This window comes from Paraburkholderia sp. UCT2 (assembly GCF_014397665.1).
In the GTDB taxonomy this organism is placed as follows: Bacteria; Pseudomonadota; Gammaproteobacteria; order Burkholderiales; family Burkholderiaceae; genus Paraburkholderia; species Paraburkholderia tuberum.
In genome coordinates this window covers 1-21,215 of sequence record NZ_VZQO01000033.1, presented here as the reverse complement: position 1 = coordinate 21,215, position 21,215 = coordinate 1, and the positions used below count along the sequence as shown (strand labels likewise).

Sequence of the window (21,215 nt, the reverse complement as noted above, 5' to 3'; positions counted from 1 at the left end):
TCTCAAGCGTACGGCGTCTGGTTCGGCTCACAAGCGAAGCGAACGAAGCGAATCGCACGATCCGAGCAAACACGGACGCTGGCCTGGAATAAAACTTTGACGGGAGGTCATGATGAAAAACTTTGGCAAGGCATCGCGCTCGCTGATCGCAACGCTGCTCGCGGGCGGCGCACTCGTCGCGGCTGGTAGCGCATTCGCGCAAGACCGCGTGATCGTCGAACACGGTCCGGCACCAGTCGTGTACGGCCAACCGCATATGATGCCGGTGGGCGTGTCGATCAACATCGGCTGGCACGGCGATCGTTACTGGGACGGCCACCGCTACTGGGAGCACGACGAGTGGATGCGCCATCATCCGCACGACTACGATCCGCACCACCGCGGCGGCGATCGCGACGATCACCGCGCGCCGCCCTCGCGCTACTAAAGCGCGCCTGACGGCGCCGCAACAGGCGGCGTGAGTCCACGAAGCCGGTCTTCCCTCGGGGGGAAGGCCGGCTTCGTCGCAATTGGGCGTGCGAGTCCGACCGTGGTATTGCGCGTGCTGCGCTATGCTTCGGGGCTTTCATCGACGGCAGCGGGAGCGCGTATGGGCAAGACGACACAGGATGTAGCGATAGGGGTGGTGGGCACGGGACTGATGGGCGTCGGCATTGCGACGCAGGCCGCGTTGCATGGATACCGCACGATCGTTCACGACGTCGATCCGGCGCGGCTCGCGAGCGTCGCGCCGAAAGCGCAAGCCGTGCTCGACGAACTGATCGACGCGGGCCGTATCGACGATGCTGCCAAACAGGCGGCGCTCGCGCGCATCGAAACCAATGCGCAACTCGATGCGATCGGGCAAGCGCGCTTCGTGATCGAGGCGATTCCCGAAGTGCTCGAACTCAAACACCGCCTCTACGCGACGCTGACCAGCCTGCTCGCCGATGATGCGATCCTCGCGAGCAACACCAGCGGCTTCCCGCCCGACCAGCTTGCCACCCCGCTGCGCGCGAAAGAACGCTTCGTGATCGCGCATTTCTGGAACCCGCCGCACATGATTCCGCTCGTCGAGGTCGTGCCGGGCACCGAGACCGCGCCCGAAGTCGTGCAGCAAACCGCCGGACTGATGAGCGCGATCGGCATGGAGCCGGTCGTGCTCGCGAAGGCGATTCCGGGCTTCGTCGGTAATCGGCTGCAGTTCGCGGTACTGCGCGAGGCGTTGCACATCGTGCGTTCGGGGGCGGCGACGCCCGAAGTCGTCGACTGCGTGATGAAAGCTTCGCTGGGACGGCGCTGGGGCATCGTCGGTCCGTTCGAGGGCGCGGACATGGGCGGACTCGACACGTTCGTCGACATCGCGTCGCATTTGATGCCGCAACTCGCGAAAGACGAGGACGTGATCGATCTGCTGCGCGCGCAGGTCGACGCGGGGCGTGTCGGCGTGCGCAGCGGCGCGGGGTTTCATGACTGGGATGAAGCGCGCATCGCGCGGGTAAAGGAAGGGCGCAAGCGCGTGATCGGGCGCGGCTAGTGCGGTATAAATAGCCGTTCCGTGCCTGGTACTCCGCCGCTTTTCGCGCTAACTGCCACACGCGTCGCAAGCGAACTAAGTCAACTCCAAGCCAACCCCAAGTCACTTCATGTCTCACTACTTCTATGACCCCGCCGCCGGTCACGGCCTCCCGCACGATCCTTTCAAGGCGATCGTCGCGCCGCGGCTGATCGGCTGGATTTCGTCGCGCGATGCCGAAGGCACGCTCAATCTCGCGCCATACAGCTTTTTCGGCGCGTTCGCGACCTTTCCGCCGATCATCGGTTTTAGCAGCGAGGGCCGCAAGGACAGCCTCGCCAACATCGAGGCGACCGGCGAATTCGTTTGGAATCTCGCCACCCGGCCGCTCGCGGAGCAGATGAACCGCTCGTCGGCGCCGGTCGCGCCGCATGTCGACGAGTTCGGATTGGCCGGGCTCACGCCGGCGCCGGGCCGCAACGTGGCGGTGCCACACGTAGCCGAATCGCCGGCGGCGCTCGAATGCAAGCTGCTGCAGATCGTGCGTCTGCATGATGTCGACGGCAAGCCGATGGACAACTATCTGTCGCTCGGCCAGGTGGTCGGCGTGCATATCGACGACGCGTATCTGAAGGACGGCCTGTTCGACACGCACGCCGCGCAGCCGATCATGCGCGCGGGTTATCGCGCCGACTATGCGCAGATCGGCGAGATGTTCCAGATGATCCGGCCAACGGCCTGAACTCGCCCTCAGCAGCTTGCGCTGATTAGCGGATCGCTCAGGGTGTCACCGGCGGCGGCTTGCGTGGGGACTGCGCGGACGTTTCTGCCGCGGAGTCACTGTTGCCGCTCCCGCTCCCGCCCACGGGCGCATCCACTTCGACCTCGACGACCGCAGCCGCGACCGGCGCGGCCGCCGTGACTTCCGCCGCAATCGCCGCGGGCACCGGCTGGATCGGGCGCGCACGCGAGCTGACGAGCACCGCGCGCGGTTCATTGTCGTAAATCACGGCCCGCACGCGCGGATAAATCTCCCGCTCCCAGCGACGTCCGCTGAACACGCCGTAGTGGCCGACGCCCGTTTGCACGTGATGCGTCTTCAGATACGGCCGCAGACGATCGCACATGTCCTGCGCGGCGAGCGTCTGACCGACCGCGCAGATATCGTCCTTTTCACCTTCCACGGTCAGCAATGCGGTGCGGCGAATCTTCGACGGCTCCACCAGCCGCCCCTCGACTTCGAGCGCGCGTAACGGCAGCGCATGCTGCTGGAACACGGTGTCGACGGTCTCCAGATAGAAGTCGGCGGTCAGATCCATCGTCGCGAAGTACTCTTCGTAGAAAGTGCGAATCGTGTCGGCTTTCCGCGGATCGCCCTTGCCGCGCTCGTAGTACATCGTTTCGAACGAGTCGGCGTGGCGGCCCGGATTCATCGCCATGAACGCGGCCAGTTGCACGAAACCCGGATACACGCGACGCTGCGCGCCGGCAAACCCGAACGGCACCGCGCTGATCAGATTGCGCTCGAACCACTCGATCGGCCGGCTCCTGGCCAGTTCGTTGACGCGCGTCGGATTGATGCGCGTGTCGATCGGGCCGGCCATCAGCGTCATGCTGGCCGGCTGCGCGGGATGGTCGTCGGCGGCCATCAGCGCGACGGCGGCGAGCGCTGCGACGGTCGGTTGACAGACCGCGAGCAGATGCGTGCCGGACCCGATCGTCGCGGTGAAGTCGATCACGTGGCGCACGAATTCGTCGAAGCCGAAGCGGCCTTCGCCGAGCGGCACGTCGCGCGGGTTGTGCCAGTCGGTGATATAGACGTCGTGCTCGGTCAGCATCGTGCGCACGGTTGCGCGCAGCAGCGTCGCGAAGTGGCCCGACATTGGCGCGATCATCAGCACGCGCGGCTGCGGCGTTGAAAGCACGACGTCCTTGCGAAAATGCAGCAGCGAGCAGAACGGCGTGCGCGCGACGACTTCCTCGACCACCGCGACCGGCTCGCCTTCGGTGACGACGCTATCGATGCCGAACTGCGGCCGCTTCGGCGTGAGTCCGCCGAGCATCAGAAGTTCGCACGTCGCGCGCAGCGAGCGTCCGTGCGGCGTAGCCGCGAATGCGGACCATGCATCGAGCGAACGGTTCGCCAGCGCCGCGCCGTGCCGCAGCGGTAGCAGCAGGTCGGCGCAGGCCTGATAGGCAGGATAGGCGAACAGATTCATACTTTCACTCGAATGCGCCAGAAAGACAGGAACTCGAATAAAAGCAAGTGGTGCGCCAGGCGCTGGCGCGCGTTGCCCCTGTGTCGCGTCATATCTGCGTGGGTCGGCATATCACTTGCGTGCATAGGCGAAATGGGCCGGCCTTGCCGCGCTTTGGTGCGCGCGCGCACCGCGGCGTGCATGGGTGCAGGCACGCGCGGCGCGATGCCCGATCTGGGGGACACACGTATGGGAAATACTACGCTCACGATAAGCAGCAGGAATTATTCGTCGTGGTCGCTGCGCGGCTGGCTGCTGACGAAGTTCAGCGGCTTGCCGTTCGAAGAAATCGTGGTGCCGATCGACGACCCCGCGACGCGCGCCGAACTACTGCTGCTGTCGCCGTCGATTCTGGTGCCATGCCTCGTGCACGACGGCGTCAAGGTCTGGGACACGCTGTCGATCGCCGAATATCTGCACGAGCTGAAGCCGCAAGCCGCGCTGTTGCCGCACGAGATCCGCGCCCGCGCGCATTGCCGCTCTATCTGCGGCGAGATGCATTCGGGGTTTGCGTCGTTGCGTTCGGCGCTGCCGATGAACCTGAAGGCGCATTTCCCGGGCTTCAAGGTATGGGCGCGCGCGCAATCGGATATCGAGCGGATCGTGACGATCTGGCGTGAATGTCTGAAGGAGTACGGCGGCCCGTTCCTGTTCGGCGAGCGGACCGCCGCGGACGCGATGTACGCACCGGTAGTTACGCGTTTCGTGACCTATGACGTGCAACTCGATCCGGATATGGTCGAATACGGGCAGCGCATCATGGCGCTGCCCGAAATGCGCGAGTGGATCGCGCTCGCGCGTCAGGAGGTCGAGGAGATCGATGAACTGGACGTCGAGTTCTGAGCGCGGCGGCTGCCGTCCGCGGCCGTCCACATCAAGCAGATCCGTCAGCCGCGCTCGCCTTCGAGCTTGAACACGCTGACCAGCTGCGCGAGCCGCGCAGCCTGCTCGCGCAACTCGGCCGCCGCGGCTTCCGCATCGACGACGATCGTCGCATTCTGCTGCGTCGCCTCGCCGATCTGCGTGACCGCCAGGTTGACCTGCTCGATGCCGCCCGACTGCTCGCGCGACGCGACATTGATTTCGCTCATGATCGCGCGGACCTGACCGACCTGAGTGACGATTCCCTGCATCGTCGCGCTCGCTTCTTCGGCGATGCGAAAACCGCTGTCGACGTTCGCGCTCGACGCGGCGATGACCCCCTCGATCTCCTTCACCGCCGCCGCGCTGCGCTGCGCGAGCGCGCGCACTTCCGACGCCACGACCGCGAAGCCCTTGCCGTGCTCGCCCGCGCGCGCCGCTTCGACGGCCGCGTTCAACGCGAGGATGTTGGTCTGGAAGGCGATGCCCTCGATGACCGTCGTGATCTCGGCGATCTTCTGCGACGAGCGGCCGATCTCGCCCATCGTCGACACCACGCGCTCGACCGCGCGGCCGCCTTCGAGCGCGGCGTCGGCGGCGTGGGTGACGAGGGTGTTCGCTTCGGTCGCGTGATCGGCATTCTGCTGCACGGTCGACGTGATCTGCTCCATGCTCGCCGCGGTTTCTTCGAGACTGCTCGCCTGGGTCGCGATGCGCATCGCGATGTTGCCGCTGCCGGTGGCGATCTTCTCGGTGCCCGCCGACATGTCGGCCGACGCGTTGCGCACCTGCGCGACGATGCGCGCGAGGCCCTCGCCGATGCCGTCGATCGCCAGCATCAGGCGGCCGATCTCGTCGGCGCGCGCGCGGCCGTGCTGCGCGAGGCGCACGCTCAGATCGCCCGCGGCGAGACGCTCCGACGCACGCGCGGCTTCGTCGAGCGGACGGCTGACGAGCCGCCGTACCGCGACGAGGAACACGATCGCGAACAGGCCGACCAGCGCGAGGCCGAGCAGCATAAACGTGTTCCGCGTGCGCACGACCTCGGCCATCACTTCGTCGCGCGGCGCGACGCCGCCGACGAGCCACTGCCACTCCGGCACCGTGACGAACGACACGAACTTGTCGCGCGCGTCGCTCTCGCCGAGCGTCGCGTCGGCCGAGCGGTAGTCGAGCTCGCCCTGCTTCATGTCGAGCATGCGCTGATACGGCGCGTTGGCGTCGTCGGCTTTCTGGCCCGCGGCGGCCGGATGCACGAGCAGCTTGCCGCGCTCCGCGCCGCTCGACGCGTCGAGCACGAAGTAATAGCCGCTCGCGCCGATCTTCAGCGCGTGGATGCCGTCCTGGACCGACTGGATCTCCTTGTCCACGTCGACACCGACGAACAGCGCGCCGATCACGCGGCCGCTCGCGTCGGCGATCGGCCGGTACTGCGTGATCATGCGCTTGCCGAACAGCATGGCGAGGCCGGTGTACGAGCGGTTCGCGAGCAGCGGCGCATACGCCGGCCCCTTGCGGTCGAGCAGCGTGCCGACCGCTCGGGTGCCGTCCTGCTTCTTCAGCGAGGTGGTCACGCGCACGAAGTCGTCGCCGCTGCGCGCAAACACGGTCGCGACCGCGCCGCTGCGTTCGAGGAACTGGTCGGGAATCGTGAAGTCGAGATTCAGCACCTTGTCGCCGGCCTTGAAAGTCGGCGTCGCGGTGTTCCCGATGTCGACTTTCTGCGTGTCGTCGAGCGAGAAGTCGGTGGGCAGGAAGCTCGCGAACAGCGCCATCGACCGATCGACTTCGGCCGACAGCGCCTTGTCGAACAGCTCGATCATCGCGGCGATCGAGCGGTCTTTTTCGGCGATGCGGGCGAGCACCTGGTCGCGCACCTGGTCGCCGGCGGCGCGCGCGAGCGCCCACGCGAACGTGCTGAAAATCAACGCGACCAGCACGCACGAGAGCACGGCAAGCCGCGCGCCGACGCTGGCGCGGCGCAAGAAGAGAGAGTTCATGGGCAGGCGCGAAAAGGGGACAGGCGACGCGCGCGTCGGGCATGGCCGCGAACGGCATCGATTTACTGGTTTACGGCTCGGGAGACGGCGGCTTTAGGGCGACTGAAAGCCGCCCGTAATAGGCTGAAAGGGGCCACAAAAAAACGGGCCCCGAAAAAGGGACGAGGAGGAATGCGGAAGGTGTTGCTGCGTTGCTCAGCGCACCGGATCGACGGTTCGGCCGGGCGCGCTTCGCCACGTCCGCAACAACAACGCATTGGTGACGACGCTGACGCTCGAAAACGCCATCGCCGCGCCCGCGAGCATCGGATTCAGCAAGCCGAACGCGGCCAGCGGAATGCCGATCAGGTTGTAGACGAATGCCCAGAACAGGTTCTGCTGGATCTTGCGCCAGGTTCTGCGCGAGATGTCGATCGCGTCGGCGACGAGCGCCGGGTCGCCGCGCATCAGCGTGATGCCGGCGGCGTGCATGGCGACGTCGGTGCCGCTCGCCATCGCGATGCCGATGTCGGCGGCGGCGAGCGCGGGCGCGTCGTTGATGCCGTCGCCCGCCATCGCGACGATGCCGGCGTGGCGCATCTTCAGGTCGCGGATCACGCGGGCCTTGTCGTCGGGCAGCACCTCGGCGTGGAATTCGTCGATGCCGAGCGCCCGCGCGACGCTCGCCGCACTGCCGCGATTGTCGCCAGTCACGAGCACGCTGCGGATGCCCATCTGCGCGAGCCGCGCGACGGCCGCGCGCGCGGTCGGCTTCACCGTGTCGCCGAACGCGATCAGCGCGAGCGCTTCGGGGGCGTGAGGCGCGCGCGTCATCAGCCACGACACCGTGTTGCCCGCCGCTTCGAGTTCCTGCGCGCGCGCGGCAAGCGCGGTCGGCAGCGCGATGTCGAGCTCGCGCAGCCAGCGCGTGCTGCCGAGGGCGAGCGTGCGGCCGTCGACGTCGGCTTCGACGCCCCGGCCGGCGACGGCGCGAGCGGCAGTGGCGCCTGGCCCGCCCTCGTGTTCGCCGGCCATTTGCCCGAGCTGAGCCTCGTGCGCGCGCATCACCGCCCGCGCGAGCGGATGATCGCTATGCCGCTGCACCGCCGCCGCGAGCGCGAGCGCTTGGTCGCGGCCCAAGCCGCCGATCGGCTCGAACGCCGTTACCGATGGTTGGCCGAGCGTCAGCGTGCCGGTTTTGTCGAACGCGACGATCGACACGCGATGCGCGATTTCCAGCGCTTCCGCGTCCTTGATCAGCACGCCGTGGCGCGCGGCGACGCCGGTGCCGGCCATGATCGCGGCGGGCGTCGCGAGGCCGAGCGCGCACGGGCAGGCGATCACCAACACGGCGACCGCGTTCAGGATCGCGGTTTCCGCGCCCGCGGCGGCGAGCAGCCAGCCGATCAGCGTCAGCGCGGCGAGCGCGAGAATCGCCGGCACGAAGACTTCGCTGACGCGGTCGACGAGCCGCTGGATCGGCGCCTTCTCGGCCTGCGCGCTTTCGACGAGCCGGATGATGCGCGCGAGTGTCGTCTCCGCGCCGATCGCGGTGGTCGTCACCACGAGCGCGCCTTCGCCGTTGATCGAGCCGGCCGTGACGGCGTCGCCGGTCTGCTTCGGCACCGGCAGGCTTTCGCCGGTGATCAGCGCTTCGTCGATATGCGTGCGGCCTTCGAGCACCGCGCCGTCGACCGGTACGCGCTCGCCCGGCCGCACGATCACGACGGTGCCGACCCGCACCTGCGCGAGCGGCACCTCGCGTTCGCCGGCGCCGTCGCGCATGCGCGCGCGCTCGGGGCGCAGCGCGTTGAGCGCGCGGATCGCGTCGGTGGTCTGGCGCTTGGCGCGCGCCTCGAGCCACTTGCCGAAGCGCACCAGCGTGATCACGACCGCCGATGCCTCGAAGTACAGATGCATCGTGTCGCCCGGATGCATCGCGAGTTCGTAGACGCTGATGCCGTACGCCGCCGATGTGCCGAGCGCGACCAGCAGGTCCATGTTGCCCGCGCCGGCGCGCACCGCGCGCCAGGCTGCGCGATAGAAGCGCGCGCCGAATACGAACTGCACGATCGACGCGAGCACGAATTGCAGCCACGCTGGCAGCATCGCGTGGAGGCCGAACCATTCGCCGAACATCGGTGCGACGAGCGGCAGCGTCAGCAGCGCGGACGCAACGACGCTCGCGAGGTCGCGGCGGGTTTGAATCCGCTTGCGGTCGACGACGGGGGCGTGGGTCGTGTCGAGGATGTCGCTTTCGTCGCCGGACGCGGCGATAGCGGCCGTTGTCTCGGCTGGAGCGGCAGCAGCGGGCGGCGCGCTCAATGCCGCTTCGTAGCCAGTTTTCCTGACAGCGGCGATCAGCGCGCCGCTATCGGCGGATGCGGTGCCTTGCGGATGAACGGTGGCGGTTTCGGTCGCCAGATTCACCGACGCGCGCGCGACCCCAGGCACCTTCGCGAGCGCTTTTTCGACGCGCAACGCGCAGGCTGCGCAGCTCATCCCGCCAATCTCCAGTTCAATGGTTCCCGGCGTCGCGGCGGGTGTCGCGGTTGGCGTCGCGCTTGGCGCGGCAAGCTCGGTGTTCGCGACCGGCGTCGCTTCGTATCCGGCCTTGCGCACGGCATCGGCCAGTTGCTGAGGCCCGAGCGTCGCGTCGCTTTCCACGCGGGCGCGCTCGGTCGCGAGATTCACCGACGCGCGCGCCACTCCCGGCAGCTTGGTCAGTGCTTTCTCGACGCGGCTCGCGCACGACGCGCAAGTCATCCCGCCGATATCGAGTTCGACGACGCGCGTGGGCGAAGAAGAAGCGGCAGCGTCGGCGGGGCGCTGCGGGTTGGCAAGTGCGGTCATGGCAGGCGAGGCTCGTGGCGGCATTGGGCCGCATCGTGAATCCAGTATCGACCTTCCCATGACGGGAAGGTCAAGGCCGGATTATGCGGCCGCCGTCAGAACGCCGGCGGCGCATCGAGCATCGCCTGTCCCACCGCCTTCTGTTGCTCGCCGTCGCGCGCGAGCAGCGTTTGCGCGGCGCCGCGCCGGTCTTCGGCCGCCTTGTTCTGCCCGAGCTTCCATTTGCCGACGAGCCGCGTTACCTCGATCTCGATACCGACGATCGCGCCGAGCATCTGCGCGATGTAGTCGGCGGGCGCGTCGCCCATCTTCCATGGCACCGGCTCGCCGGCTTCCATCTCGCGCGTGAGTCGCGCGACGAGACCGCGCACGAACGATTCATCGTCATGCACCACGATCCTGCCATGTGCATGCACGACCATATAGTTGTAGGTCGGCACCTGCTTGTGCGTTTCGTGTTTGCTCGGATACCAGCTCGGGGAAATATAGGCGGTCGGCCCCTGGAAGATCACGAGCGCTTCGGCATGGGTCGCGGCTTCCTGCCAGACGGGGTTCGCCCGCGCGACGTGCGCGCGCAGCACCAGACGTGACGAATCCGCCGCATCCGCCTGCGCCTCGAACGGCAGATGATTCGCATCGAGCCCGTTGGGGCCGTGCGTAATCAGCGCGCCGAACGGGTGCTCGACGATCAGGCGATGAAGAACCCCTGGACGGTTCTCTTCGAAATGGGCGGGCATGTACATTGAAGTATTCCGAATGCAGGACGACGAAAGAGTGGAGGCGAACGGCCAAGCTGGCGGATCGACGAATGCGCGAATCCAAAAAGCATGGCGCGCTCGCGCGAGCCGTTGGCGCGAGAACATAATGTGACAGCGACGCCGATTGTCACATCGGTGACGCGCCTGCGCGCTGTCAGCCAAAATTCCCTGCTTTGTGCTTGCCTGGCTAGCAAGGATACGATACAACGCGATGTTGTCGGAATCGCAATCCGCGGACTCGCTGCGCAGTGTTTCGGGAGAACCGCGCATGCGCCAGGCGCTGCACACCGGCATCCCCCATAGGACTGCACGTTCCGCACTCTGAACGAATGATAAAAAATCTCCGAGAACTGTTTTTGCTTCAACGAACCTGCGCGTCGCTCGCGGGTCTGGCACTGCTGGCCAGCTGTGCGTCGACCCCCACCGCGACGCAACAACGCACCGGCTGGATCAAGGACGAAGTCGCCGACTCCTACGTATTCGGCTATCCGCTCGTGCTGATGAGCGCCGCGCGCGATGCGGCGGTCGGCACCGAGCCGGGTCAGGCGCCTTTCAACACGCTGCGTCACGCGCAGGCGCTGCCGCCGATCGGCGCGACCAATCCGCCGCAGCCGAGCCTCGACACGCTCGACTCGACCGGCTGGCTCGACCTTGCCGCCGAGCCGGTGATCCTGGCGCTACCTGACTCGCATGGCCGTTACGTCGATGCGCGCGTGCTCGACATGTGGACCAACGTCGCGTGGTCGACCGGGCCGCAGTTCGCCGCGGGCACGGGCACCGCGAAGGGCTTGCGCGCGCAGACGATCGCGTTCGTCGCACCGGGCTGGAAGGGCGAGCTGCCGAAGGGCGCAAAGCGCGTCGAAGTGCCGACGCGCAACGCATGGATCAGCGTGCGCATCCAATCGAACGGCGCGCGCGATCTGAACGCGGTGCGCAAGCTGCAGCGCGCGATCCGTCTGGAGCCGCTGAGCGTGTTCGTCGGCGACGCGGAGCCGGCGGTGCCGCCGCGCGGTTACGCAAGCGGCGTCGCGGGCCCGAGCGGCACGCCGGCGCAGCAGGTCGCCGCGCTCGACGCGAGCGGCTTCTTCGGCCGTCTCGCCGACGCGTTGCCTGACAATCCGCCGACACCGGCCGATCCGCACGCGCTCAAATTTCTCGCCGATCTCGGCGTGACGCCGGGCGATCCTGTGAAGCTGCCGAAGTCATCCGATGCGCTCGCAGCCGGTCTCGCCGACGGTCGCGATCGCGTCGCGACGCCGCCGTCGAATCTGCTGAGCGCGAACGGCTGGAGCTGGTTCGGCGATGCCGTCGGCAACTACGGTCCCGACTATGGGTTGCGCGCGTATGCGGCGAGCACACAGTTGGGCCTCGGTACGAAGGACGACGAAGTACGCGCGTTCGTCACGCAGGACAGCGACGGCAACACGCTGAACGGCGCGAATCGCTATGTGATCCACTTCGCGGCGAACCAGCTGCCGCCGGTGCGCGGTTTCTGGACGATCACCGCGTATACGAAGGATGGCGCGCTGAGCGAGAACGCGCCGGCGCGGCTCGCGGTTGGCGATCGCAATGGCGCGCGCCGCAATCGCGATGGTTCGCTCGACGTGGTCGTGTCGTCGACGCGCAGCCGGACCGGTAACTGGCTGCCCGCACCGCGCGCGGACATGCAACTGGTGCTACGCCTGTATGCGCCGAAGCCGCAAGCCACCGACGGCAGCTGGCAGCCGCCGCCGGTCGTGCGGCAGTGATGTGAACGGCGCGCGGGCAAACCGCGCGCCGTCCGGTTTCGTTATCGAACGCTCGCGAAAATCTCGTTCGCGGGAAAGCCAGTCAGTCAGCAGCACGAATCGTCAAGGCGGGCCTGACATTCCTGTCTAACCATTGATTCACGCCTTATACTGCCGCTTGCGGGATCTCTGTTTTTCGCGGCGGGCTTGCCGCCGCATTCCTCCACATCGAGCATGGCAAGCCTCAATAAAGCATCGTTAGCCTCCTCCATACAGACCGTGCGCGCAGTCGCGCAGTCGCGCCGTACGCGACGGATTCTCGTCGGTCTGCTGATCTTCGTCGTCCTGTTCGGCCTGCTCGGCTTTTTCGCGGCGCCGCCGCTGATTCGCCACATCGCGAGCCAGCAACTGAGCAAGCAGCTCGACCGGCCGGCGTCGATCGGCCGCATCGCGCTCAATCCGTACACACTGCGTTTCGAGGCCGACAACGTGCATATCGGCGAGCGCGGCGGCGCGGGCGACTTCGTCGATATTTCGCGGCTCATCGTGAAGCCGTCGTGGAGTTCGCTGTTTCGCGGCGCGCCCATCGTCGACGAAGTGCAGGTCGATTCGCCGCGCTTTCATATCGTTCGCCTCGATGCGCAGCACTTCAATTTCAGCGACCTGATCGAGAAATTCGCGAATCAGCCGGCAAAACCGAATAGCAAGCCGACGCAGTTCTCCGTCTCCAACATTCGTGTCGAAAACGGCCAGATCAGGTTCGACGACCGGCTGCTCGGCACGAGCCACGTGATCGATCAATGGAAGCTCGGTATTCCGTTCATCGCGACGCTGCCGTCGAAGACCGATATCTTCGTCGAGCCGCTGCTGCGCGCGCGCATCGACGGCGACAGTCAGCTCGCGATCGACGGCAGGACCAAGCCGTTCGCGGCATCGCGCGAGTCGGAAGTGTCGCTGCGCTTCGACGAGCTCGACGTGCCGAAACTGGTGTCTTACGCGCCGTCGAAGCTGCCGGTGATCGTGCAGTCGGGCAAGCTGTCCACCGACCTGAAGCTGAACTTCGAGATGTCGAACGACACGCCGTCGCTGCGCGTCGCCGGCACCGTCGATCTGAACGACGTCAACGTGCAGGATCAGGGCAAGGCGCCGTTTTTCGCGGCGCGCGCCGTGCATGTGGCGGCGGCATCGCTCGAACCGTTGAAGAGCATCTATCACTTCGACGATATCCGCATCGACGCGCCGAGCGCGAGCCTCGCGCGCGACAAGGACGGCGTATTGAGCGTCGAGCATATGTTCGCGCCCGCGCCGGAAAAAACCACGGCAAAGGAAACCGCGGACGCGAATGCCAACGCCAAAACCGCCGCCGCCGAAAAGGCGGCCCCGCCGTTCGACGTCGCGATCAAACGTTTCACACTCAACGACGGCACCGTGAACGTACACGACGAAGCCGTGTCGCATCCGGTAGAAACCGGGCTGCAAAACCTCGCGGTTACGCTGACCGATTTCTCGACGCTAGCGTCGGCGCCAGCGCACTACACGCTGAACACGAACCTGAAGAACATTGGCGGTTCGCTCGCCGCCGACGGCACGGTCGGCCTCGCGGCGAAGACGGCGAGCGCGAAGCTCGATCTGAAGTCGCTGAAACTGCCGCCGTTGCAGCCGTATCTGGATACCGCGACGTCCGCGCAGGTGCTGGACGGCGCGTTGTCCGCGACGACGAATATCGACGCGAACTGGTCGAAGTCGCCGATGGCGCTGACGGTCGCGGACACGCAGCTGGACGTGCAGGCGGTGAAGCTCGCGGCGCGCGGCGGCAAGACGCCGGTGATCTCGCTCGCGCAGGGCAACGTGGTAGTCAAACAGGTCGACGTCGCGGCGCGCATGGCCGACGTGACGAGCGTAGACGTAACCGGTCTCGCGGTCGACGCGCAGCGCCTGAAGGACGGCACCATCAATCTGGATGCGCTCGCGAGGGCGCATCAACAGGCGACGGAGCGCACGGCGATCCACGCGGCGAAACAAGCGCAGGCCGAAGGCCCCGCATGGCGCTACAAGATCGCCGAATTGACGCTCAAAGACGCGACCGCCGATTTCACCGACAACACGACGCCGCAGCCGGTCAAGCTGAGCTTTACGCCAGTGCAGCTGAAGGTGCGGCAGATCAGCGACGACTTGGGCCGTCCGCTGCCGGTCGACCTGCAGGCGACGTTGAACAAGAAGGGCACGCTCGCTGTGAAGGGCGACGTGACCGCGACGCCGCTAAAGCTGGCCGTCAAGATCAACGCGAACCAGCTCGACGCGGCCGCGTTCGAGCCGTACTTCGGCAGCAACCTGAACGCGACGCTCGCGAGCGCGCTGCTGAACGCGAACGGCGATCTCGCGGTCACCCAGGCGAAGTCGCTGAAAGCGAACTTTCGCGGCGACATGGCGCTCGTCGCCGTGCGCATGCTCGACAAGGTGACGTCGGACCCGTTCGCGGGCTGGGGCTCGCTCGCGCTGTCGAACCTGAAGGCCGATTACGACGAGCACGGCACCGTCGTCGACGCGGGCCGCGTGACGTTCTCGAAGTTCTATGGGCGTGTACTGCTCGACGCGCAAGGCAAGCTGAATCTGAAGGATGTGGTCGCGCACGAGGGCGGTACGACGCAGTCACTGACGCGCGACAAGAGCGGCTCGCACCCGATTCCGCTGACGCCCGAGGCGGTGTCTGAGGCAGTCGCGGCGTCGGCGCCGGTCGCGGCATCTGCCGCAACGCCCGGCAAGCCTGCCGCCACGGCCGTCGCCAACGCCACGGCCGCGAGGCCGCCAGCAAACCCGGTCAAGATGCACTTCGGGCAACTGGTGTTGCAGCAGGGCCGCGTGACCTATACCGACAACTTCGTCAAGCCGAACTACACGGCGAACCTTGTCGCCATTCAGGGCACGATCGGCGCGTTCGGTACGGAATCGACGACGCCCGCGCCGGTCGACGTGGCCGCGAAACTCGCGGCCAACGGTCCGCTGACGATCCGCGGCACCATCAATCCGCTGATCGCGAAACCGGCGCTGGATCTGACCGCGAGCGCGCACGACATCGAGCTGACCAACCTGACGCCGTATTCGGCGAAATACGCGGGCTATCCGATCACGAAGGGCAAGCTCAACGTCGATTTGCATTACAAGCTCGAGAACGACCAACTGAACGCGAACAACCACCTGTTCATCGATCAACTGACGTTCGGCGATCACATCGACAACGACACCGCGACCAAACTGCCGGTGCGTTTCGCGATCTCGCTGCTGAAGAACTCGCGCGGCGAGATCGACGTGAACCTGCCAGTGTCGGGCTCGTTGTCGAACCCCGAGTTCAGCATCGGCGGGCTGATCTGGCATGCGGTGCTCAATCTGCTCGAAAAGGCGGTGACCGCGCCGTTCTCGCTGATCGCGCACGCGTTCGGCGGCAATGGTGAGGACCTCGGTTACGTCGAATTCGAGGCCGGCTCGGCGACGCTCACCGATGCCGACAAGCAGAAACTCGACACGATCGTGAAGGCACTCACCGACAAGCCGTCGATCCGCATGGACCTGATCGGACGCGTCGATCCGAAGGTCGACGAGCCGGCGCTTCGCACGCAGTACGTCGATCAGATGGTCAAGCGGCAGAAGATCAAGGACACGGTGGGTAATGGTGAGAGCGTCGATCCATCGACGGTCACGGTCGATCAGAAAGAGTACGACAAATATCTGACCAGGGCCTACAAGTCCTCCGACTTCAAGAAGCCGCACAACTTCATCGGCATGACGAAGACGCTGCCCGACGACGACATGAAGAGCGCGCTCGCGGCCAACGCGCCGATCGACGACGCGAGCTTGCGGCAACTCGCGCAGCGGCGCGCGCAGAGTGTGCAGCAGTACCTGCAAGGCAAGATCGACAGCAGCCGCGTGTTTATCGTCGCGCCGAAGATGAATGCCGACGACATCAAGGACAAGGGTGCGACGACGCGGGTCGATTTCGGCTTGAAGTGATGGAGGAGTCGCGGCGCGGCGCGCGAGCCGTGGCGTTCGGCGAGCCGATAAAAAAAGCCCGACCTGAGGTCGGGCTTCAAAGTCGGCTGCGCCCTCCACAGGACGCAGCCCCTGCAAAACAGCGAGGCTGTATGCGTTGCCGCGAGGCTTAAGCAGCCAGCAGCGAGCGCAGCACGAACGGCAGAATCCCGCCGTGCTTGTAGTAGTCGGCTTCGATCGGCGTGTCGATACGCAGCAGCACCGGAACGCGCTTGTCGCCGTCCTTGCCGTGGATCACGAGCGTGACTTCCTGTTGCGGCTTGAAGTCGTCGCCGAGGCCTTCGATGTCGTACGTTTCTTCGCCGGTGATGCCGAGCGACTGCACGCTATCCGAGCCCTTGAACTGCAGCGGCAGAACGCCCATGCCGACCAGGTTCGAACGATGGATCCGCTCGAAGCTGCGTGCGACCACAGCCTTCACGCCCAGCAGTTGCGTGCCCTTGGCCGCCCAGTCGCGCGACGAGCCCGTGCCGTACTCTTCGCCCGCGAACACGACGGTCGGCGTATCGGCGCCGATGTACTTCATCGCTGCGTCATAGATGGACAGCTGTTCGCCGCTCGGCTGGTGAATCGTCAGGCCGCCTTCGACGCGCGAGCCATCCGCCTTCGCCGGGATCATCAGGTTCTTGATACGGACGTTCGCGAACGTGCCGCGCATCATCACGTCGTGGTTACCGCGCCGCGAGCCATAGCTGTTGAAGTCGGCCTTTTGCACGCCGTTTTCCTTCAACCAGCGGCCTGCCGGCGAGTCTTCCTTGATCGAGCCTGCCGGGCTGATGTGGTCGGTCGTGACCGAGTCACCGAAGATGCCCAACGCGCGTGCGCCCTTGACCGGCGCGATGCTGGAAGCCGGCGTCATCGAGAAGTCCTTGCCGAAGAACGGCGGCTCGGCGATGTAGGTCGACTTCGGCCAGTCGTAGACCTGACCTTCTTCGCCCTCGATCTTGCTCCACAGATCGCCCTTCTTCGTGAGCTGCGAGTAGTTCTTGCGGAACGCGTCGGCATCCATCGCGTACTTCAGCAGCGCGTTGACTTCTTCGCTGGTCGGCCAGATGTCGCCGAGGTAGACGTCCTTGCCGCCCTTGCCCTTGCCGACCGGCTCGGTCATCAGGTCGCGCGTGATGTTGCCGGCGATCGCGTACGCGACTACGAGCGGCGGCGACGCGAGGAAGTTCGCGCGGATGTTCGGGTGGATACGCGCTTCGAAGTTACGGTTGCCCGACAGCACCGCTGCCGCGACGATGTCGTTCTTCGTGATCGCGTCGTTCAGTTCCGGCGTCAGGTCGCCCGCGTTGCCGATACAGGTCGTGCAGCCGTAAGCGGCCAGCGTGAAGCCGAGCTTGTCGAGGTACTTCAGCAGGTCGGTTTTCGTCAGGTACTCGGTGACGATACGCGATCCCGGAGCGAGCGACGTCTTGATGTGCGGAGCGACCGTCAGGCCAGCTTCGACAGCCTTCTTCGCAAGCAGACCGGCGGCCAGCAGCACGCTCGGGTTCGACGTGTTCGTGCACGACGTGATCGCGGCGATCAGCACGTCGCCGTTCTTGACGTCGACGCCGTTGCTGGTCGTGTATTGCGCGTCGAGATCGGCGGCCTTCTTCGCAAAGCCGTTTTCGGCGACCGGCTTCGAGAACAGGTCGGTGAAGGTCGACTTCACGTGGCCGATCTCGATGCGGTCCTGCGGACGCTTCGGGCCTGCCAGCGAGGGCGCGACCGTCGCGAGATCCAGCGTGACGACCTTCGTGTAATCGATATCGCCTTCGCCCGGAATGCCGAACAGCTCCTGCGCCTTGAAGTAGTTTTCGAACGCGGAGATCTCCGCGTCCGTGCGGCCCGTGCCGTGGAAGAAGTCGATGGTCTTTTCGTCGACCGGGAAGAAGCCCATCGTTGCGCCGTATTCCGGCGCCATGTTGCCGATCGTCGCACGGTCCGGCACCGACAGCGAGCGCGTGCCTTCGCCGAAGAACTCGACGAACTTGCCGACGACCTTCTCCTTACGCAGCAGTTCGGTGATCGTCAGCACGAGGTCGGTCGCGGTCACGCCTTCGATCAGCTTGCCCTTCAGGTGCACACCGACGACGTCCGGCGTCAGGAAGTACACCGGCTGGCCGAGCATGCCTGCTTCGGCTTCGATACCGCCCACGCCCCAGCCGACCACGCCGATGCCGTTGATCATCGTCGTGTGGCTGTCCGTGCCGACCAGCGAATCCGGGTAGTACACGGTGTCCGCGCCGTCGGCCTTCTTGTGCACGCCGCGCGCGAGGTATTCAAGGTTCACCTGGTGAACGATGCCGACGCCCGGCGGCACGACCTTGAACGTGTCGAACGCCTGCATGCCCCACTTCATGAACTGATAGCGCTCGTTGTTGCGCTGGAATTCCAGCTTCATGTTCAGGTCGAGCGCGTTCTTCTCGCGGAAGTGGTCGATCTGCACCGAGTGGTCGACGACCAGATCGACCGGCACCAGCGGCTCGATCGACTTCGGGTTCTTGCCGACGGCCTTCGCGACGCCGCGCATCGCGGCGATGTCGGCGAGCAAGGGCACACCGGTGAAGTCCTGCAGCACGACGCGCGACACGACGAACGGAATTTCGTCGACGCGCGCCGCGGTCGGCTTCCAGTTCGCGAGTTGCGTGACATGTTCTTCGGCGACTTTCTTGCCGTCGTAGTTGCGCAGCACCGATTCCAGCACGATACGGATCGAGACCGGCAGGCGGTCGATCTTGAGATTCAGAGCCTTGCCGAGTTGCGGCAGGGAGTAGAACTTGCCTTTGCCGGAACCGCTGTCGAATTCCTTGAGCGTTTTGTGGAGGTTGTGGGCCATGGTGTTTTCCTTGGTTTGGATCGCGGAACTACAGTACTCAACCTAGATGACGTACAGATCGACGTATTCATTGACCGGCGTCGCTTCGAGCTTGGCCTGGTCGAGCGATACGTCGAGAATCGCCAGTTGTTGCTTGACCGGAAAGCGCCGCGCGAGGTTGGTCTTGAACTTCTCGACCAGCAACGGAATACCGTCTTCACGACGGCGCTTATGACCGATCGGGTATTCGACTACGACTTCACCGAACTTCGACCCGTCGTTGAATTCGATCGTCAGTGCGTTGGCGATCGAACGCTTCTCCGGGTCGTGATAGTCCTTCGTGAACTGTGGGTCTTCGACGCATTCCATCTTCGCGCGCAATGCATCGATACGCGAGTCCTGCGCGACTGAATCTTCGTAATCGGCAGCCGTCAGACGGCCGAAAATCAGCGGCACCGCGATCATGTACTGGATGCAATGATCACGGTCAGCCGGATTGTTCAACGGACCCTTTTTATCGATGATGCGAATCGCCGCTTCGTGGGTGCGGATCGTGATGCGGCGAATGTCTTCGACGCGCCGGCCCTGCGCGGCGAGCTGCACATGCAGCGCGAGCGCGGCTTCCACGGCGGTTTGCGCGTGGAACTCGGCCGGAAACGAGATTTTGAACAGCACGTTTTCCATCACGTACGCGCCGTACGGACGCTGGAACTGGAACGCGTTGCCGTTGAACAGCACGTCGTAGAAGCCCCACGTTTTCGCGCTGAGCACCGACGGATAGCCCATCTCGCCGGTCTTCGAGATCAGCGCGAGGCGCACGGCGCGCGAGGTCGCGTCGCCGGCGGCCCACGATTTGCGCGAACCGGTGTTCGGCGCATGACGGTAGGTGCGCAGCGCCTGCCCATCGACGAGCGCCTGCGATACCGCGTTGATCAGCTCGTCGCGCGTAAGGCCGATCAGCTGGCCGACCACGGCGGTCGACGCAAGCTTGACGAGCAGCACATGATCGAGCCCGACCTTGTTGAACGAGTTCTCGAGCGCGATGCAGCCTTGAATTTCGTGCGCCTTGATCATGGCGATCAGGACGTCTTTCATCGTCAGCGGCGCTTTGCCGGCTGCGATGGCGGTGCGCGAGAGCCAGTCGGCCGTCGCGAGAATGCCACCGAGGTTATCGGACGGATGGCCCCATTCGGCGGCCAGCCAGGTGTCGTTGAAATCGAGCCAGCGGATCATCGCGCCGATGTTGAAGGCGGCCTGAACCGGGTCCAGCTGGAACGACGTGCCCGGCACCTTCGCGCCGTTGGGGACGATCGTGCCTGCCACGATCGGTCCCATCAGCTTGGTGCAGGCTGGGTAGGTAAGCGCCTCGAGTCCGCAACCGAGCGTGTCGATCAGGCAATGACGCGCGGTTTCCAGCGCGAGCGCGCTGTCGATCCGGTAATCCAGCACGTAGTCGACGATTTCGACCAGGACGGCGTCCGGGGCGGGTCGTACGTTGGAGATCGGGGCGGACATTGGGGGCTTCCCTGGCGGCGAAAATCAGTTGCCGGTCTTGTTGATCGCGTTCGATTGCGTTGCAGCCGGCGCGCCCTGTTCCATGGCGACCGTCTTGCACTCGTCGGCGAGACGCGAGCTGTCCTTGTCCTGGAACAGCATGGCCTTCGTCGGGATCACGACGAGGTCCATACCGGATGCTGCGTCGTGGAAGCGGTCGGCGCCCGTCGTGGTCGCTTCGCGCGGCAGGTTGTAGTTCTTGTTCGCCCAGTGAACCGTGACAATCTGGTCACGCTTCATGTCGCCTTTCATTTCGAAAGCAAGGCCGTCCTTGCACGCCCACTTTTCAGCGCCTTCCGGGATCGGATCGACCTTCGCTTCCTTCGCCGGATTCGGCTTGCGCTTGATCAGGCGGTGCGGCTCCGGGCGCTTCGCGACGGCCTTGGTGGCCGGCTTCTTCGTGGTGGTGGCCGTGTCCGCAGCGGTGGCGTCAGTCGCGACGGTCAGCATCGTCGTGGACAGGGCGCCAATCATGGCGGCGATCATCAGCTTTTTCATGGAGAAAACCTTTCTATCAAAATCAGTTAAACAGTGCGCGGACGACCGGTCCGGCGGCCGCGCGGGTTGAACTGCACGCGCTGTGGAGCGCGCAGCGATCGCTATTTTCTCCTATTTAGCGGCACGTACTTTAAATTCTCGGGTCCGGTGTAATTCGCGCTCGGACGAATGATCTTGTTGTCGACGCGCTGCTCGATGATGTGCGCGCTCCATCCTGCCGTACGCGAGATCACGAACAGCGGCGTGAACAACGCGGTTGGCACGCCCATCATGTGATACGACACCGCGCTGAACCAGTCGAGGTTCGGGAACATCTTCTTCGCGTCCCACATCACCGATTCGAGCCGTTCGGCGATCGAGAACAGTTTCGTGTTGCCCGCTTCCT

The 21,215-nt window shown here is 65.4% G+C and carries 14 protein-coding genes; 6 read left to right on the top strand and 8 right to left on the bottom strand.

Features of this window, described 5'->3' with window-relative positions; genetic code table 11:
• Positions 1-112 precede the first annotated feature (112 nt).
• The 3 genes from F6X39_RS24430 (at position 113) to F6X39_RS24420 (ending at position 2,237) form a co-directional block, all read left to right on the top strand.
• Positions 113-427, top strand: a complete 315-nt coding sequence (locus F6X39_RS24430) for a hypothetical protein (protein ID WP_187618503.1) — start codon at positions 113-115, stop codon at positions 425-427.
• A 162-nt stretch (positions 428-589) separates the two neighbouring features.
• Positions 590-1,516, top strand: a complete 927-nt coding sequence (locus F6X39_RS24425) for a 3-hydroxyacyl-CoA dehydrogenase family protein (protein WP_187618459.1) — start codon at positions 590-592, stop codon at positions 1,514-1,516.
• Positions 1,517-1,625: 109 nt separating this feature from the next.
• Positions 1,626-2,237, top strand: coding sequence for a flavin reductase family protein (locus F6X39_RS24420; protein WP_187618458.1), 612 nt, complete (start codon positions 1,626-1,628; stop codon positions 2,235-2,237).
• Positions 2,238-2,274: 37 nt separating this feature from the next.
• Here F6X39_RS24420 and F6X39_RS24415 read toward each other — a convergent pair whose 3' ends face one another.
• Positions 2,275-3,714 (bottom strand): polyhydroxyalkanoate depolymerase, encoded by a 1,440-nt coding sequence (locus F6X39_RS24415; protein ID WP_187618457.1) that lies wholly within the window; start codon positions 3,712-3,714, stop codon positions 2,275-2,277.
• Positions 3,715-3,942: 228 nt separating this feature from the next.
• On the opposite strand from F6X39_RS24415, the gene F6X39_RS24410 reads away from it, so the two are divergent.
• Positions 3,943-4,596, top strand: coding sequence for a glutathione S-transferase family protein (locus F6X39_RS24410; RefSeq protein ID WP_090810346.1), 654 nt, complete (start codon positions 3,943-3,945; stop codon positions 4,594-4,596).
• A 44-nt stretch (positions 4,597-4,640) separates the two neighbouring features.
• Here the strand turns inward: F6X39_RS24410 and F6X39_RS24405 are convergent, their stop codons facing one another.
• The 3 genes from F6X39_RS24405 to F6X39_RS24395 form a co-directional block, all read right to left on the bottom strand.
• Positions 4,641-6,614 carry a methyl-accepting chemotaxis protein gene (locus F6X39_RS24405; RefSeq protein ID WP_187618456.1) on the bottom strand — a complete coding sequence of 658 codons (1,974 nt, stop codon included), beginning with the start codon at positions 6,612-6,614 and terminating at the stop codon, positions 4,641-4,643.
• A 195-nt stretch (positions 6,615-6,809) separates the two neighbouring features.
• A complete protein-coding gene (locus tag F6X39_RS24400; RefSeq protein WP_187618455.1) occupies positions 6,810-9,446 on the bottom strand; it encodes a heavy metal translocating P-type ATPase in 2,637 nt (878 codons plus the stop codon).
• A gap of 95 nt (positions 9,447-9,541) precedes the next feature.
• Positions 9,542-10,189 carry an FMN-binding negative transcriptional regulator gene (locus F6X39_RS24395; RefSeq protein ID WP_187618454.1) on the bottom strand — a complete coding sequence of 216 codons (648 nt, stop codon included), beginning with the start codon at positions 10,187-10,189 and terminating at the stop codon, positions 9,542-9,544.
• A gap of 344 nt (positions 10,190-10,533) precedes the next feature.
• On the opposite strand from F6X39_RS24395, the gene F6X39_RS24390 reads away from it, so the two are divergent.
• Both F6X39_RS24390 and F6X39_RS24385 read left to right on the top strand, forming a co-directional pair.
• A complete protein-coding gene (locus tag F6X39_RS24390; protein WP_187618453.1) occupies positions 10,534-11,952 on the top strand; it encodes a DUF1254 domain-containing protein in 1,419 nt (472 codons plus the stop codon).
• Between the two features lie 213 nt (positions 11,953-12,165).
• Positions 12,166-15,936, top strand: a complete 3,771-nt coding sequence (locus tag F6X39_RS24385) for a DUF748 domain-containing protein (RefSeq protein WP_187618452.1) — start codon at positions 12,166-12,168, stop codon at positions 15,934-15,936.
• A 148-nt stretch (positions 15,937-16,084) separates the two neighbouring features.
• Here the strand turns inward: F6X39_RS24385 and acnA are convergent, their stop codons facing one another.
• The 4 genes from acnA to F6X39_RS24365 form a co-directional block, all read right to left on the bottom strand.
• Positions 16,085-18,799 carry an aconitate hydratase AcnA gene (gene acnA / locus F6X39_RS24380; RefSeq protein WP_187618451.1) on the bottom strand — a complete coding sequence of 905 codons (2,715 nt, stop codon included), beginning with the start codon at positions 18,797-18,799 and terminating at the stop codon, positions 16,085-16,087.
• Between the two features lie 42 nt (positions 18,800-18,841).
• Complete coding sequence (locus F6X39_RS24375) at positions 18,842-20,293, bottom strand: bifunctional 2-methylcitrate dehydratase/aconitate hydratase (RefSeq protein WP_187618450.1); 1,452 nt, start codon at positions 20,291-20,293, stop codon at positions 18,842-18,844.
• 24 nt (positions 20,294-20,317) lie between these two features.
• Positions 20,318-20,830, bottom strand: a complete 513-nt coding sequence (locus F6X39_RS24370) for a hypothetical protein (protein WP_187618449.1) — start codon at positions 20,828-20,830, stop codon at positions 20,318-20,320.
• Positions 20,831-20,931: 101 nt separating this feature from the next.
• A partial coding sequence (locus tag F6X39_RS24365; protein ID WP_316251719.1) for a citrate/2-methylcitrate synthase occupies positions 20,932-21,215 on the bottom strand: 284 nt, incomplete at its 5' end.